Below are 14371 nucleotides of genomic sequence, written 5' to 3'. Positions count from 1 at the left end.
CTTATGAAATCTGGGTATTAGAGGATAATAGTACGCCTTGGTAGGCAAGGAAACATATTAATAATAAACCACCTTGCCAGCGCTTGATGGATCTTGGTTGGCGACTCAGCATTAGCAAACCAACAAGTAAGAATGCACTGGCTAACATTAAATAGTTATCACGACTGGCTGCCGCTGCATCAATAGCGCCAGGGGCAATCAAGCCAGGAATCGCCAGTACGGCGAGAATATTAAATAAGTTTGAACCGACGACGTTACCGATAGCAAGATCATCTTCACCTTTTAACACGCTCGCAACTGAGGCCGCTAATTCTGGTAATGAGGTACCTATGGCCATGATAGTTAGGCCAATAACCAAATCACTGATGCCAAAAGTTTTGGCAATACCCACTGCGCCATCGACCATTAAATCGGCACTTATTGGCAATAATACAATACCAAAAATTAGCCAGCCAATGCTTCTGGGTAAATCTAATTCTGGTTCTAAAGGCGAAGTATCGGCAAGTTTGTCTAGTTTTCTCTGGGTTAAGGCTCGGCTAATGAGGTATCCCATAGCCGCAATGAATGCCGCCATTAGAATATAAGCTTCGTGGCGCTGAAAATGGCCATCGACTAGCAGCCAGGCGGCTAACATTGATGCCGCAAGCATAATTGGAAGTTCGACTTTTAATGTAGCGGAGTCGACTTTAATGGCTTTGATGAGAGCGGTAATACCTAATATAAGGCAAATATTAGCAATATTTGAACCGAGGACATTGCCAATGGCCGTATCAGGTTTCGCTTGTAATGAAGCTTGTGCAGCAATAAACATCTCTGGGGCTGACGAACCCATAGCGACAATGGTTAAGCCAATTATCATCGGTGATAAACCCAATTTGCGGGCAACGTTAGAGGCCCCATAAACAAATTTATCAGCACTAAACATGAGTAATAACAACCCTGCACTAAGCAGGCCAAGATCCATTAACAGCATTATTGCGTTATATCCTGAAACAAATAAAGGGGAGCATTTTCGCTTTTTATTAGGTTAAATGGAAGCCTAACGACATAGCAATATCACCAGATGATGGAATTTTTAGATATAATCATTGTCAACTGATAGAATTTTTATACTTTATGATCAGATGATTAGCATATAGGTTGTCTGATATTCCAATTGGGAATTTTTCCAAGGAGAGGGGGCAGTATGGCACAAGCCTTAGTTGAGGTTGAAAACTTAAGTTTTAGTCGTGGTCCTAGGCAAATTTTTGATGGCTTAAACCTGAAAGTATTAAAGGGTAAAGTGACAGCCATTATGGGGCCTAGTGGTATTGGTAAAACCACACTATTGAAGTTGATGGCTGGCGAATTGATACCCGATGCAGGCAGCGTAACTTTGTTAGGTCAAAAACTGTCGCAATTAGATCGTGCACAGTTATTCAAATTACGTAAAGATATGAGCATGCTATTTCAAAGTGGCGCGCTTTTTACCGACTTAAGTGTTTTTGATAATGTTGCCTTAGCACTTCGCGAGCATACTCAGTTAAGTGAAAGCTTAATTAAAAAGCTGGTATTAATGAAGCTGCAAGCCGTAGGGCTAAGGGGCGCCAAAGATTTAATGCCTTCTGAACTCTCAGGCGGTATGCAACGCAGGGTTGCTTTAGCAAGAGCAATAGCCCTAGATCCGCAACTGTTATTTTTTGACGAACCTTTTGCGGGTCAAGATCCCATTTCTATGGGAGTACTCACTCAGCTTATTAGACAATTAAGTGATGCACTCGATTTAACGTCTGTGGTTGTGTCACACGATGTTGTAGAAGTTTTATCTATCGCTGATTATGTTTATGTTGTTGCCGACAAAAAAATTATTGGAGAAGGTACACCGGCGCAATTAAAAGCGACTAATGATCCAAGAATTCAACAGTTTTTGGCTGGTTCAGGCGATGGGCCAGTAGCATTTCATATGCCAGCAGCGGACTATTTACAGGAATTACAATAATGTTTGATTTTGTTGCTCGCCTTGGTCGTAGCGGTATTGATAAAGTTGGCTCCCTTGGGGCGGCCACTATAATGTTAAAACGAGCCCTTTGGGCTTGGCCTGAATTCTCCAAGAATTTCCCTCTATGGGTTCGACAAATGTATGTGCTTGGAGTGCAGTCGGTATTAATTATCACGATATCGGGATTATTTATTGGAATGGTGATAAGCCTGCAGGGCTATACCATTTTAGTGGACTTTGGTGCCGAAGATAGCCTTGGTCCCATGGTTGCATTATCCCTGTTGCGAGAACTAGGCCCGGTTGTTACCGCGCTTTTATTTGCAGGTCGGGCAGGCTCTGCGTTAACGGCTGAAATAGGATTGATGAAAGCCACGGAACAGTTATCAAGTATGGAGCTGATGGCCATTGATCCGTTAAGAAGAGTGGTGGCTCCAAGGTTTTGGGCAGGCTTCATTAGTATGCCTTTGCTTACGATGATGTTCGTGGCGATTGGTATTTGGGGGGGGCAACTTGTAGGCGTGGATTGGAAAGGAATTGATCACGGAACATTCTGGTCGATACTGCAAGCCTCGGTAGAGTGGCGCCAAGATATAGTAAATTGTTTAATTAAAAGTTTTGCCTTCGCTATGGTGGTAGTATGGATTGCGCTATACAAAGGTTACAGCACTATTCCTAATCCCGAAGGTATCTCGAAAGCGACAACTGATACGGTAGTTCATGCATCGCTTGCAATTTTAGGTTTAGATTTTGTTTTAACAGCAATGATGTTTGGGAGCTAAAATGAATTCAAGGAAATTAGAAGCTTTAGTTGGGTTATTTATTCTTGCCGGTATTGGTGCATTCTTAGTGCTCGCCATTAAAGTTGCCAACAGTGAAATAGGTAGCGATAAGCAAACGTATAAATTGACCGCTATATTCGACAATATTGGCGGTTTAAAAACTCGTTCACCAATTAAAGTTGGCGGCGTTGTCATAGGGCGGGTGGAATCCATAACCCTTGACCCTGAAACTTTGCAGCCTCTGGTTATTATGAACATTGATAAACAATATTCGGCATTGCCCGAAACCAGCAGTTTATCCATATTAACTGCTGGCTTACTCGGCGAGCAATACCTTGGATTGACTCCGGGTTTTGTTGATGACGATATTGCTATGCTGGCTGATGGTGATAGGGTTGAGGACACCCGTTCGGCGATCGTGTTAGAAGACTTAATTGGCCAATTCCTATTCAGCATTAAGTCAGAGGACTGAGTGAAATGAAAAGCATTTTTAAAGTAGCCATGTTGTTAACCCTATCTTTGCTGTCATTGATGATTCATGCCGAACAGCTCAGTATGGCCGAGCAAAAGGATCCTTACCAATTGGTGCAGCAGGTATCGGAGCGAACGTTTGCTCGCTTTGAAGCAGATAAAGCGCTTATCGCAAAGGATATTAATCATTTAAAAATCATTATAACCGAAGAGCTTTTACCTTATATCGATACCAAATATGCATCTTATAAAGTTTTAGGTCGTCACCTAAAAAGTACATCAAAACAACAACGCAATGAGTTTGTTGATGCATTTACTCAATATATGGTGATGACGTATGCGCAAGCCTTCACCGAATACACAGATCAAAAAGTGGAGTTTCAGCCGACTAAGCCGATAACAAGCAACATCGTCTCAGTAGCGGTGAACATTGTAGAGCCAGGCCGACCAGATATAAAAATTAGCTTCAAAGTTAGAAAGCTTAAAAATGAAACCTGGCGAGCCTTTGACATGATTGCCGAAGGGGTGAGTTTAATTGCTTCAAAACAGTCAGAAATTGGCGCCTTAATAGAAGCGCAAGGTATAGAGCAAGTGTCAAAAACGTTGCTGGATAAAAGTGCTACCGAATTAAAGCCGAAATCATGACACAAATTATTAAATTGCATGGTGACATTGACATAAATAATGTCGCCAATCGACAAGATATTACTGACATCCCTGATTCAGATTGCTGCCTAGACTTAAGTGATGTTTCTAGAATAGATAGTGCTGGTTTGGCTTACTTGATAGAATGCCGTCAAAACTTGCAACAGCAAGGTGTAAATATGTCATTTAGAGGTGCTAGTGAAGCTTTGCTAAAACTTGCTAAACTATATGACCTAACGGATATTTTTATAAGTAGTAAAGGCTAGGTAAAGGTAGTTTAATGGATAGTGAACAGGTTAAAGCCTTGTTGCTTGAACAAATTGTCGCTGACGAGATTCGAGTTTCTCAAGAAGGAACCCATTACAAAATCATTGTCGTTGGTGAACAGTTTGGACAAATGCGCAAAGTTAAGCAACAACAAACAGTTTATGCCCCTTTAATGGATAAAATTAAAGATGGTACTCTGCACGCGATTACGATTAAGGCTTTTACGCCTGAACAATGGCAGCGTGAAAAATTATTTAATTTATAGGTTTTGAAGTTTTGGATAAGTTAAAAATTACCGCTAGTGGCCCGTTATCAGGTAACGTAACTATTTCTGGTGCTAAAAATGCAGCGTTACCGATATTAATGGCTGGGGTGTTAGCGGATGGCCCTTTCACTTTGTCAAATACTCCAGACTTACGTGATGTGCAAACAACGGCTAAATTACTGCAATGTTTAGGGGCTAAAGTTGAGGTCAATAAAGATGTCTTTACTATCGACCCTACCACTATTGATGAATTTGTCGCGCCTTATGATCTCGTTAAAACGATGCGAGCATCTATCCTCATTCTAGGTCCATTATTAGCTAAATACGGCAAAGCCGATGTTTCTTTACCTGGTGGCTGTGCTATTGGAGCAAGGCCTGTTGACTTGCACATTAATGGCTTGAAGCAAATGGGTGCAAAGATTGAAGTGACTGACGGTTACGTTAAAGCACGGATTGATGGCAAACTTCAAGGCGCTCGTATCATGATGGATATCGTATCGGTTGGTGCGACAGAAAATCTATTGATGGCTGCTGTGTTGGCTGAAGGTGTTACCCTGCTAGAAAACGCTGCGCGTGAGCCTGAAATTCTCGATCTTGCCAATTGTTTGATTGCCATGGGAGCTAAAATCGAAGGTGCGGGTACTGACGTAATAAAAGTTACTGGAGTTGAGCGCTTAAGGGGTATTCACTATAGCGTAATGCCTGACCGCATTGAGACCGGGACCTTCTTAGTGGCTGCTGCGGTCACCCGCGGTAAAATCCGCTGTCAAAAAGCGGATCCTAAGTCACTCGATGCTGTTCTGCTAAAGCTTGAAGAAGCAGGGGCGCACATCACTACCGGTGATGATTGGATTGAACTGGACATGCAAGGTAAGCAGCCTAAAGCCGTGAACATTAAAACGGCGCCTTATCCAGCGTTTCCAACTGATATGCAAGCTCAGTTTTGCGTACTCAATGTACTTGCGACAGAGCACGGTAATGTGACTGAAAATATTTTCGAAAATCGCTTTATGCATGTCCCTGAATTAATTCGTATGGGGGCCGACATTGAAATGGCTGGTAACTCATGCACGATTACTGGCAAACAGCGTTTAAGTGGTGCACAAGTGATGGCAACCGATTTAAGGGCTTCTGCCTCTTTAGTGATTGCAGGATTAGTGGCAGAGGGTGAAACCATCGTTGATCGTATTTACCACCTAGACCGTGGTTACGAGCACATTGAAGATAAGTTTAAAGGCTTAGGTGCCCACATTGAGCGTATTAGCTAAGTTTCTGTAAAATACACAAACCTAAAAAAACCCGCTTTCATTAGCGGGTTTTTTGTACCTAAATAGAACTTACTTTGTTTCGGGTTTAGGTGGGTATTGCTTCATCATTTCAGTGACCGCATTGACTACTTGAGCTGTCGCTTCTGCTGGTGTTTGATTATCCTTAACAGTATCAGCGGCATTGCCACGCCATATTAGCTTTTTAGTAGAAGCATCAACGAAATCTAAAATTAGAGTACCAACTTTATACTCGCGAACACGGGTGTGGCTCATACCAGTACGGGAACCATAACCCCAATAGCCGTCCCAGTATGGATCATAACCAAAGTTAGAATGGAAAGTGGTTGAGTCCATTTTCTTTTCCACTTTTGTAAAATAATTCACCAGTAAATCGGCTTCGGCTGTGCTGACTTTGGTAAAGCCATCTTGGGCAAGTTGAGCCTCAACTGAAGAGCGGATGCGCTCATCCATTAGGCCGTCTAAGTGGTAAGGAGCATCCGCTTCAGTTTCCACAATCCAGGCATAAGTTTTATATTTGTTAAAGTCTACATCCGGGTTGTAATCTTGGGCAGTTTTTAAAGAGCTACAGCCTGCTAGTATTAACATAGCAACCATTGCAAATAGCTTTTTCATAAAGACTCCTTAGTCAATAATATTAAAATTCAGCTTAATAAACTGATAGTTACAGTGTAACAGAACAAATTGTATTAATACTGAACATATTACACAAATTGTATAAAAAAACCTCCTTCATGGAGGTTTTTTTGACAACTTTTTAGTAATAAAGTTCCGCAAATAAAGAGGTCACCAGACCCTAGTCTTTAAATGCCTGCCGACATACCACCGGCTACAGGCATTGTGATACCAGTCACATATTGTGCAGCAGGGCTTGCTAGGTAAACGATGGCATCCGCAATTTCAGAAGGCTCAGCTGGGCGACCTACAGGGATAGTAGAGTTTTCTAGCGCTGCAGCTTCTTCTACAGTACAACCTTCCGCTTCAGCAATAGCCGCGTAAGCTTCAGCAAGCATGTCAGTTGCGATAGCGCCTGGTGCTACCACGTTAGCACGGATATTCTTTGAACCGAACTCAAGTGCCATGGCTTTGGTGGCGCCAACCAGTGCGTGCTTAGTGGCAATGTAAGGGTAAGGCATACCAACAGAAGCACCGATACCCGCTAGAGAAGCAACGTTCACGATTGAACCGCCGCCAGCAGCTTCCATGTGTGGGATAACGCCAGCACACATAGTGAAAGTACCTTTAACGTTTACAGCGTAGTTAGCATCCCAGTCACGCTCAGAGTTTTCTAATAGGATACCAGAACCCGCACCGATACCTGCGTTGTTTACTAGGATATCAACACGACCAAATTTAGCTGCAACTTCAGCAATCGCTGCTTCTACTTCGTCAGATTTAGATACGTCAACACATACACCGATAGCGTCTGCGCCGCGAGCACGTAAGTCTTCAACCACTTCGTCTAGACCCGCTTTTGAGCTAGCACGACCGGTTAAAGCGATTTTAGCGCCTTGCTCCGCCATTTTAATTGCAATAGCTCGGCCAAGGCCTTTCATTTTGTTTGCGCCAGTAATAATGGCAACTTTACCTTCTAGGATCATGATGATTTCCTTTGTTTGGTCGCTATTTAGGCCATGCCTAAATATAAAAAATTTTAAAGCTATTAAGCCGCCTGTAACGACGGCTTATTGAACAGGCGATTAAGCTTGTTTAGCTTGCTCTGCTTCCCACTCAGCGCGTAGGCTTTCTTCAGTGAAGCCGTGACGACCTGCTTGAGTGTCGAAGAACGGTGCCCAGTGGCTGTCTAGTACTTCACAGTCTTCAGCGTTGCTTAGCAGTGATTTCCAGCCTTCTGCACCAGGCATACGACAACCGCGACTGTTTGGTAGTGGCTGGGTGTTCTCAATTGCAGTGGCTAGGGCATCAGACTTGCGCTTCACTTCTTCGATTGGACCGAAGTGTGATGGGTCAATGACTAACATGTAAGAACCACCTACAGACGTTGACTTAGCTTCACCCGCTGCGATTTCTGTGAGTGATGGTACTTCAGGAGCGATAACACCTTTAGGGTTGATGATCGCCGTCATCAGTTCGTTCCATAGGTTTAGCATGTAAGTACGTGGCTCGCCTAGTGCTTGGTAAGCGCTTTGGTCGAATACACGGCCGTAACCTTCAATTGGACGAGCGTATGGTGCGAGATCGTTAGATAGCTCACCTGTGTCAGGATCGATGACGAAATCACCCTTAAGTTTCGTGCCTTGTAGGATGGCTTGAGCGGTATCGGCATCGTACCATTCACATAATTTAGTGGACATCCATACCGGTGGTTTTTCACCGTAAGGGCCGATAGCATCTAGCGGTGGTACCGAAATAACGTTACCCATGCCGCCTAGTGGCGAACACATAGGAACAGAGTTGTTCGAAGTTAGGGCAACCATGTCTTGTTGCGCAGCCATCCAAGTGTAAGAACCGAATGAACCCGCATCATTGTGGTTATAACCAAATACAATAGCAATACCATGCTTTTTAGCTTTCTCGATTGCCGTTTGAGTCATCTTGGTTAGGGTCCAGTAACCGGTAGATTCTTTACCGTCGTATACTGCCCAAGTTTCACCTTCATCAACAATAGCTGGCTCAGCTTTGATGTCTAGTAGACCCATTTGGTTCATGATGTCGATAGCTTCGTATACACCAAGACCTTGGTTAAGTTTACCTTGACGAATACCCGTCATTAGAGCATCTGCAACCGCTTCACCGTGTTCTTCAGAGGCGCCTTCTGCCATCCATACGCGCTTTAAACAGTACTTAAGGAATGATGCGTTAGTTTTCTTTGTCTTACCAGGAGCTGCCATAATATGCCTTCCTATCTATAGTCAATCGAGTTACGGGACTGAGCCCTTTTAAACAGGAGTCAAACTAGACTCTATTAAGTTGAGTTAAGTATCTACAACAAACGCCCATTAGTGGAGTTGCTTACGGTAATGACATGGAGTGATAAGGTAAAATACCTTGATGTGACTGTTTTTATTGGGTGACAGGGCGGCAAGTTACTTAGCAAATTAAGGTAACAAACTAATCCGCAGGATACATTTTGCGCTGACACATCTCATCGAGAAGTTTTTGCTCTAGACGTAAATGTTGTCTTTGTTGTTTTAATTGTTTCTTTTTTAACAGTAGCTCAATGGTCTTCATCGCAATCGCACTTTTAGCTTGCTGTTTATGCGCGCTTTGCTGCTGCAATTGAGTCAATTGTAATTCTTGATGAGTAGTGGTTTTTAAGCTATCGAGGTTTTTGGACAGTTGGCTGCGATTTCTAAGTAAGATTGCTTGACCATTGTTATTTTGGCTACGGTAATAATGTTCAAGCTGATTTAAAGCATCAAGTTGTCGCTCTAACTCTTTCGACTGGTGGCAGAGACGATTATGCTGTTGCGCATCATTTTCTAATTGTTTTTGTCTTGCTTGCAGCAAAAGAGTTAGGCTCATCGATTAGGCTCCTTGGTTGAAAAGCCGGGCAAGTTCACTCAGACTTTGTTGGGCATCCACCGCTTGATCCATTTTTTGAGAGACATACTGTTCGAGTAATGGGTACTGCTGCACAGCAAGATCGAGCTCAGGATCGTTTCCAGCTTGATAACCACCGAGCGGGATAAGCTCTTGAACTTGACGATACTTACCAAGCAAGCGTCTGAAATAATTGACCAAATCAATGTGCTCAGGTTGGCAGCACAAGGGCATGGTACGACTGGCAGACGCGGCAATATCAATGGCCGGAAATTGGCCGGCCTCAGCAAGTTCTCGTGACAGTACAATATGGCCATCTAGGATTGCCCTAGCGGCATCGGCAATCGGATCCATATGATCATCACCTTCTGTAAGGACGGTGTAGATTGCACTCATGCCGTTTCCTGGATTTTGGCCATTTCCGGCACGTTCTACTAATTGTGGCAATAAACTAAATACAGAGGGTGGATATCCTTTGGTTGCTGGTGGCTCACCCAGAGCCAGTGCAATTTCACGTTGTGCTTGAGCATAACGGGTTAATGAGTCCATCAGTAACAGCACATTTTGGCCCTGGTCACGAAAATATTCCGCTAAGCGATGACATAATAAAGCCGCATTCTTTCGCATTAATGGCGAACTGTCCGCAGGAGCGGCGACCACAATTGCTTTTTGGCTTCCAGCTTGCCCTAAGTTATGGTCAATAAATTCTTTCACTTCACGGCCGCGTTCACCAATCAAGCCAACAATGACGATGTCGGCCTTAGTTTGTTTGGTCATCATGCCGAGTAATACACTTTTGCCGACCCCAGAACCAGCAAATAGACCCATTCTTTGGCCTTGTCCGAGGGTCAGTAAACCATTGATAGCCCTAACACCTACATCCAAAGGCTCACTGATAGCTTGTCTAAGCATGGGATTGATCGCAGGCTGATGTAATTCGATAAAGTGTTCACAATTTATTTCACCTTTGCCATCAATAGGCCGTCCAAGACCATCGATGACACGGCCTAACAAAGCGTTACCAACAGGGATTTTTGAATTCTGTTCTATCGGTATAACCTTGGCGCCAGCATAAAGTCCACTGGCTTGATCGATTGGCATTAAGCAAAGGGTCGACTCTTTAAAGCCAACCACTTCGGCTTCTACCATGCCAAGCTCAGCATTATCAACTAGGCAACGTTGACCAATCCGCAAATTAAGGCCGACAGCTTCTAATAATAACCCTGAAACACGGGTTAGGCGGCCGTAAAGCTTGGCCACAGGGATGTCATTAATGGCTCTTAAAGCGTTATCTATGGGGTTACTTTGGCTAACCATAGACTGTTAGACCTCAGCAGTGCTGTTATTAATATGCTTAGTAACGGCTTCCATGCAATCATCTAGACGTTGATTAATGGTGGCGTCAGCTTCGCTATTATCTGTGCTGATAATACAGCCGCCAGCTTCTATGCTAGGGTTAGCTTTTAGTAACCAGTGTTCAATCTGCTCTGGAGCAAGTTCTTGTAACAGTGCCACATCACGGGGGTTTAACATGATGGTGTATTTACCATCGTTATGGGGCATTTGTGAAATGGTTTCTTCAATCAGGTTCATAATCTGCTCTGGGTGCAAGCTTAATTCACCGCGAATCACCTGTTGTGATACCTTTTCAACTAATTTCAGTAATTGCTGTTTCAGCTCTTGCTGGGCATCGGCTTGTTGCTCAGAGAAATTTTGTTGCAATTGGTTTAATGCTTGGATTAAAGGCATAACTTGCTGAGTATGCTCGGCTTTAACTTTCTGTTCGGCCTCGAGTTTACCCTGTTCAAAGCCTTCTCGATGACCTTGTTGTTGGCCTTTTTGAACACCTTCTAAAAAGCCTTGGTCAAAACCTTGTTGTTGCCCAACTTCGAAACCTTTGGTTAATCGTTGCTGATACTGCTCTACTTCATTTTGGCTTGCTTCGCTATCGGCCGTTGGTAACGGTGGAAACCGATGACGATACTGATTGCTTTCTAGTGTTTTAAATAAACCTGCCATTATTCAACCACCTGAGCTGCAAATAATTGAATTTCAATTTCACCAGCATCCATGAGCTCGCGTAATAGTTGCATGATATCTTGGCGTGCTTGTTCAGCACGACGCATAGAAACGCCACCAAGGGCTTCCATTTCCGCTTGTAAAGTTTGCACCATGCGTTTGGGCATGGCCTGGATAAATTTATCTCTAAATTTAAACTCAAGTCCTTTAAGCGCCATCGCCAGAGTATTCAGCGGAACTTCCTGGACAATTCGTTGCATGGTTTGCTCGTTTTGGCGATCTAGTATGATGAAGTCGAACATGTGCTCCTCGACTTTCTTCGCTAACGCCAGATCTTGATCTTCGATGATCTTCATCATTTCTTTAGGATCACCTTGGAAGGTGGCAATCATATCGGCAACTTGTTTAATACCAGTGATGCGAGAACCTGAATTATTAACCAGCTCGGTTAAGCAGCGATTCACTAATTGATGTAACTCCTCAACCACATCCTTAGAAATCTCATTTAAGTTGGCAATTCTTAAGAGTAAATTCTGATGACTTTCTTTAGGCAGATAGCCGAGCAATTCAGAGGACATTTCTGGCGGCAAAAGTGCTAAAAATACTGCTTGCATTTGCGGGTGCTCTAACTCTAGTAGGCGTGCTAATGCGGGCAATTCAACCCATTGCAGTCTTTGCATATCGGCACGAATTTCTTCACCGTAAATTGAGTCTAGTAGGTTCTTGGCAAGCTCATGACCAAGGGCAATATCTAAGGTTTTCTGCAGATATTGTCTTGATGCACCGCTGATCCCGGATTGCTCACGATAATTATTAAAGAAGTTACCTAAAACAAATTGTGCTTCTTGGTGACGGATGCCATTTGGGCGAGCCATTGACTGGCTCACCATCTGCACCTGATCTCTAGACAAATGTCGCATGACATTTGCTGCACTTTTTTCACCCATTGAAAGTAAAAGTAACGCGGCTTGTTCTGTGCCGCTCATTTCCATGATATCTGACATATTAAGACTCTTTTTTAGTTTGCCATTAAGCGATGGATTAACGGGCTTTGTTATTTTCTAGCCAGCTCTTAACAACGTCTGCAACTCGATTAGGTTCCTGATCTGCAAGCAGGCGTAAATGATTTAATTGTTCCTGCAGTGTTGACTCAGGCGGTGGTAAATCATCTAGTGCAATGGTCGCGATGTTATTGACCTGAATATTATTGAATAGGTCGTCAATTTCATTTTGAGAACTTAGATTCTTAGAATCTTCCGCAATGGCGATGGTTTCTTCTGATTCCGTTACATCAACAATTGCCGGCTCTAAGGCCAAACTATCATCAAGAGATGACTCGGGTTCACGAGTTAAGTGCTTCACTAATGGGCGCAACACAAAGAAGATCAGAGCCAGTGCCAGTAGCGAGCCAATGATGTAGCGAGCTAGTGATTGGAAATCAAACTGGTGCCACCATACTGGTTCATATAAGGCGGTTTGTTCCGTTTCTACAAATGCAAAACTTTGCAGTGACAGGCTGTCACCACGATCGGCTTTAATGCCAATAGCATCAGCAAGCATGGTTTGCATCTGGCTCAATTGATCGGGCTGCCAACCACCTACAGGAGCAATATTATCGTTGATAAGTACCGATACGCTTAGCTGCTCCACCATACCGGTTTGAAATTTAGTATGGGTAATGGAGCGACCAATTTCATATTGAGTCTGGTTTTCTTGGCGTTGGTTGTACTGCGCATTTGTCTGAGCTTGATCGTTTTGTTGCTCAGCATTAGCCGGCGGTTGAGGGTCTGCAGGAGTAGCTGGGGCTCTATTGCTTAGGGCGCCAGGAATACCTAACCCTAAGCTTTCACTACGATTGTCAACTTTAGTAACCTGTTGGCGAACAACTGTCTGTGGATCAACAACTTCTCTAGTCTGTTCAATGCTATCGAAATTAATCGCAGCGCTGGCCTGAACTTGAAAGTTACCACTGCCAAGGATTGGTTTAAGCATATCGGTGGCACGTTTAATGGCGGCTTTCTCTACCTGAGCAACATATTCAAGCTGAGAGCTACTTAATGTCGCCAATGATTGTTGGTCGCCCACCATACTTGATAGCAAATTACCGTATTGATCTGTCACCGAAACATCGGCTGCAGCAAGGGCTGGAACACTACCTGTCACAAGATTGATAATGGCCTCCACCTGTGACGAGTTTAACTCTTGAGTCGGTGCTAATTGCAAAATTACTGAAGCTGAAGCGGTCTCTGGATTTTCTCGTATAAACAAGGTTCGTTTCGGTAAAGCAAGATGCACCCGAGCATGGTTAATGGCTTTCATCGTCATAATAGAACGTGCCAGTTCACCCTCTAAACCTTGACGGTAGCGGGCACTTTCTAAAAATTGAGAAGAACCTAAACCGCCAGCACTGTCTAATAATTCCATACCAGCAGGTATTTGTGCTTTAACCCCTTGGGAAGCAAGTAACATTCTTGTTGCTGAAAGGGTTGACTCATCAACGAGAATGCTGCCGTTATTAGGATCCAATTTATAATTGACCCCCTGGGCATCTAAAACACTAATGATTTCGGCACTATCGTAGTTTTCATTGGTTCCATATAAAGGTCGATAATTGCTATTGCTGGCCCATAATACTAATACGATAACAGCCGCAATCACAGAAGCTAAAATGGCAATTGTGACCACCTGTTGCTGGGCATTACCATCATTTACTTGGCTAAATTTTTCTTTTATAGAGCCAAAAAAATCAGAGCTGGCAGTGGGAGTTTGAGCTTGAGGCACGATTGATTGAGACATAATTAACTCTCTTAAACAGGCATTTTAAGCACTTCGTCCAAGGCACCAATAACCTTGTTACGAACTTGCACTAATGCGGAAAAAGAAATGCTTGCTTTTTGGCTGGCGATCATGGCGCCGACGAGGTCATTACTCACACCAGTTTCAATATCAGTAATTTTGTTTGCCGCTTTCACACCATCATCATTGACAGTGTCCAGTGCAGACTTAAAAACTTGGCCAAATTTAACATCACTCGCTTGGAAAGATTGTAAAGGTAAAGCAATATCATTTTTATATTGAGATAACTGCTGTAGTTGATTCATTTTAATCAACATAGGTTGCTGCTCGATTGGTGTAATTTTCATTGTAAACCTTCTTA

The 14371-nt window shown here is 43.4% G+C and carries 17 protein-coding genes; 7 read left to right on the top strand and 10 right to left on the bottom strand.

All coding sequences use genetic code 11. The annotated features are described in order from the left end of the window. Position 1: 1 nt before the first annotated feature. Positions 2 to 970 carry a calcium/sodium antiporter gene (locus GFB48_RS09635; protein ID WP_163934631.1) on the bottom strand — a complete coding sequence of 323 codons (969 nt, stop codon included), beginning with the start codon at positions 968 to 970 and terminating at the stop codon, positions 2 to 4. A 216-nt stretch (positions 971 to 1186) separates the two neighbouring features. On the opposite strand from GFB48_RS09635, the gene GFB48_RS09630 reads away from it, so the two are divergent. Genes GFB48_RS09630 through murA form a run of 7 tightly spaced genes read left to right on the top strand, consistent with a single transcriptional unit; the run spans position 1187 to position 5673 of the window. Continuing rightward, the gene (locus tag GFB48_RS09630) at positions 1187 to 1978 is read left to right on the top strand and encodes an ATP-binding cassette domain-containing protein (protein ID WP_163934539.1); all 792 of its coding nucleotides are present in this window, start codon (positions 1187 to 1189) and stop codon (positions 1976 to 1978) included. After that, the gene (mlaE, locus tag GFB48_RS09625; protein ID WP_163934536.1) at positions 1978 to 2757 is read left to right on the top strand and encodes a lipid asymmetry maintenance ABC transporter permease subunit MlaE; all 780 of its coding nucleotides are present in this window, start codon (positions 1978 to 1980) and stop codon (positions 2755 to 2757) included. The genes GFB48_RS09630 and mlaE overlap by 1 nt, the downstream gene beginning before the upstream one ends. A gap of 1 nt (position 2758) precedes the next feature. Continuing rightward, the gene (gene mlaD / locus GFB48_RS09620) at positions 2759 to 3229 is read left to right on the top strand and encodes an outer membrane lipid asymmetry maintenance protein MlaD (protein WP_163934533.1); all 471 of its coding nucleotides are present in this window, start codon (positions 2759 to 2761) and stop codon (positions 3227 to 3229) included. 5 nt (positions 3230 to 3234) lie between these two features. Continuing rightward, complete coding sequence (locus tag GFB48_RS09615) at positions 3235 to 3873, top strand: phospholipid-binding protein MlaC (RefSeq protein ID WP_240464851.1); 639 nt, start codon at positions 3235 to 3237, stop codon at positions 3871 to 3873. Beyond that, positions 3870 to 4139 carry a lipid asymmetry maintenance protein MlaB gene (locus GFB48_RS09610; RefSeq protein WP_163934531.1) on the top strand — a complete coding sequence of 90 codons (270 nt, stop codon included), beginning with the start codon at positions 3870 to 3872 and terminating at the stop codon, positions 4137 to 4139. Before GFB48_RS09615 ends, GFB48_RS09610 begins: the two co-directional genes overlap by 4 nt. Before the next feature lie 14 nt (positions 4140 to 4153). Then, the gene (locus GFB48_RS09605; RefSeq protein ID WP_163934528.1) at positions 4154 to 4405 is read left to right on the top strand and encodes a BolA family protein; all 252 of its coding nucleotides are present in this window, start codon (positions 4154 to 4156) and stop codon (positions 4403 to 4405) included. 11 nt (positions 4406 to 4416) lie between these two features. Then, positions 4417 to 5673, top strand: a complete 1257-nt coding sequence (murA, locus tag GFB48_RS09600) for a UDP-N-acetylglucosamine 1-carboxyvinyltransferase (RefSeq protein WP_163934525.1) — start codon at positions 4417 to 4419, stop codon at positions 5671 to 5673. A 69-nt stretch (positions 5674 to 5742) separates the two neighbouring features. Here murA and GFB48_RS09595 read toward each other — a convergent pair whose 3' ends face one another. The 9 genes from GFB48_RS09595 to fliE form a co-directional block, all read right to left on the bottom strand. Continuing rightward, a complete protein-coding gene (locus GFB48_RS09595; protein WP_163934522.1) occupies positions 5743 to 6306 on the bottom strand; it encodes a DUF4136 domain-containing protein in 564 nt (187 codons plus the stop codon). A gap of 188 nt (positions 6307 to 6494) precedes the next feature. Then, a complete protein-coding gene (locus GFB48_RS09590; RefSeq protein WP_163934519.1) occupies positions 6495 to 7292 on the bottom strand; it encodes an SDR family NAD(P)-dependent oxidoreductase in 798 nt (265 codons plus the stop codon). A gap of 99 nt (positions 7293 to 7391) precedes the next feature. Beyond that, positions 7392 to 8543, bottom strand: a complete 1152-nt coding sequence (locus GFB48_RS09585; protein ID WP_163934517.1) for an Ldh family oxidoreductase — start codon at positions 8541 to 8543, stop codon at positions 7392 to 7394. A gap of 220 nt (positions 8544 to 8763) precedes the next feature. Further along, complete coding sequence (locus GFB48_RS09580; protein ID WP_163934514.1) at positions 8764 to 9177, bottom strand: flagellar FliJ family protein; 414 nt, start codon at positions 9175 to 9177, stop codon at positions 8764 to 8766. Between the two features lie 3 nt (positions 9178 to 9180). Beyond that, positions 9181 to 10512, bottom strand: coding sequence for a flagellar protein export ATPase FliI (gene fliI / locus GFB48_RS09575; RefSeq protein ID WP_163934511.1), 1332 nt, complete (start codon positions 10510 to 10512; stop codon positions 9181 to 9183). A gap of 6 nt (positions 10513 to 10518) precedes the next feature. Further along, the gene (fliH, locus tag GFB48_RS09570; RefSeq protein WP_163934508.1) at positions 10519 to 11214 is read right to left on the bottom strand and encodes a flagellar assembly protein FliH; all 696 of its coding nucleotides are present in this window, start codon (positions 11212 to 11214) and stop codon (positions 10519 to 10521) included. After that, on the bottom strand, positions 11214 to 12218 hold the full coding sequence (locus GFB48_RS09565; RefSeq protein ID WP_205597711.1) for a FliG C-terminal domain-containing protein: 1005 nt from the start codon (positions 12216 to 12218) through the stop codon (positions 11214 to 11216). Before GFB48_RS09565 ends, fliH begins: the two co-directional genes overlap by 1 nt. A gap of 37 nt (positions 12219 to 12255) precedes the next feature. Then, positions 12256 to 14010 carry a flagellar basal-body MS-ring/collar protein FliF gene (fliF, locus tag GFB48_RS09560; RefSeq protein WP_163934506.1) on the bottom strand — a complete coding sequence of 585 codons (1755 nt, stop codon included), beginning with the start codon at positions 14008 to 14010 and terminating at the stop codon, positions 12256 to 12258. Between the two features lie 11 nt (positions 14011 to 14021). Next, on the bottom strand, positions 14022 to 14357 hold the full coding sequence (gene fliE / locus GFB48_RS09555; protein WP_163934503.1) for a flagellar hook-basal body complex protein FliE: 336 nt from the start codon (positions 14355 to 14357) through the stop codon (positions 14022 to 14024). Between the last annotated feature and the right edge of the window lie 14 nt (positions 14358 to 14371).

It is taken from the genome of Paraferrimonas sp. SM1919, from assembly GCF_010993985.1.
In the GTDB taxonomy this organism is placed as follows: Bacteria; Pseudomonadota; Gammaproteobacteria; order Enterobacterales; family Shewanellaceae; genus SM1919.
The sequence above is the reverse complement of the archived record's forward strand: the minus strand, read 5'-3'. Positions and strand labels throughout refer to the sequence as shown.

Coding starts and splice junctions, on each gene's coding strand:
- GFB48_RS09630 (WP_163934539.1), top strand. CDS start 1,187: ATGGCACAAGCCTTAGTTGAGGTTGAAAACTTAAGTTTTAGTCGTGGT.
- mlaE (WP_163934536.1), top strand. CDS start 1,978: ATGTTTGATTTTGTTGCTCGCCTTGGTCGTAGCGGTATTGATAAAGTT.
- mlaD (WP_163934533.1), top strand. CDS start 2,759: ATGAATTCAAGGAAATTAGAAGCTTTAGTTGGGTTATTTATTCTTGCC.
- GFB48_RS09615 (WP_240464851.1), top strand. CDS start 3,235: ATGAAAAGCATTTTTAAAGTAGCCATGTTGTTAACCCTATCTTTGCTG.
- GFB48_RS09610 (WP_163934531.1), top strand. CDS start 3,870: ATGACACAAATTATTAAATTGCATGGTGACATTGACATAAATAATGTC.
- GFB48_RS09605 (WP_163934528.1), top strand. CDS start 4,154: ATGGATAGTGAACAGGTTAAAGCCTTGTTGCTTGAACAAATTGTCGCT.
- GFB48_RS09595 (WP_163934522.1), bottom strand. CDS start 6,306: ATGAAAAAGCTATTTGCAATGGTTGCTATGTTAATACTAGCAGGCTGT.
- GFB48_RS09590 (WP_163934519.1), bottom strand. CDS start 7,292: ATGATCCTAGAAGGTAAAGTTGCCATTATTACTGGCGCAAACAAAATG.
- GFB48_RS09585 (WP_163934517.1), bottom strand. CDS start 8,543: ATGGCAGCTCCTGGTAAGACAAAGAAAACTAACGCATCATTCCTTAAG.
- GFB48_RS09580 (WP_163934514.1), bottom strand. CDS start 9,177: ATGAGCCTAACTCTTTTGCTGCAAGCAAGACAAAAACAATTAGAAAAT.
- fliI (WP_163934511.1), bottom strand. CDS start 10,512: ATGGTTAGCCAAAGTAACCCCATAGATAACGCTTTAAGAGCCATTAAT.
- fliH (WP_163934508.1), bottom strand. CDS start 11,214: ATGGCAGGTTTATTTAAAACACTAGAAAGCAATCAGTATCGTCATCGG.
- GFB48_RS09565 (WP_205597711.1), bottom strand. CDS start 12,218: ATGTCAGATATCATGGAAATGAGCGGCACAGAACAAGCCGCGTTACTT.
- fliF (WP_163934506.1), bottom strand. CDS start 14,010: ATGTCTCAATCAATCGTGCCTCAAGCTCAAACTCCCACTGCCAGCTCT.
- fliE (WP_163934503.1), bottom strand. CDS start 14,357: ATGAAAATTACACCAATCGAGCAGCAACCTATGTTGATTAAAATGAAT.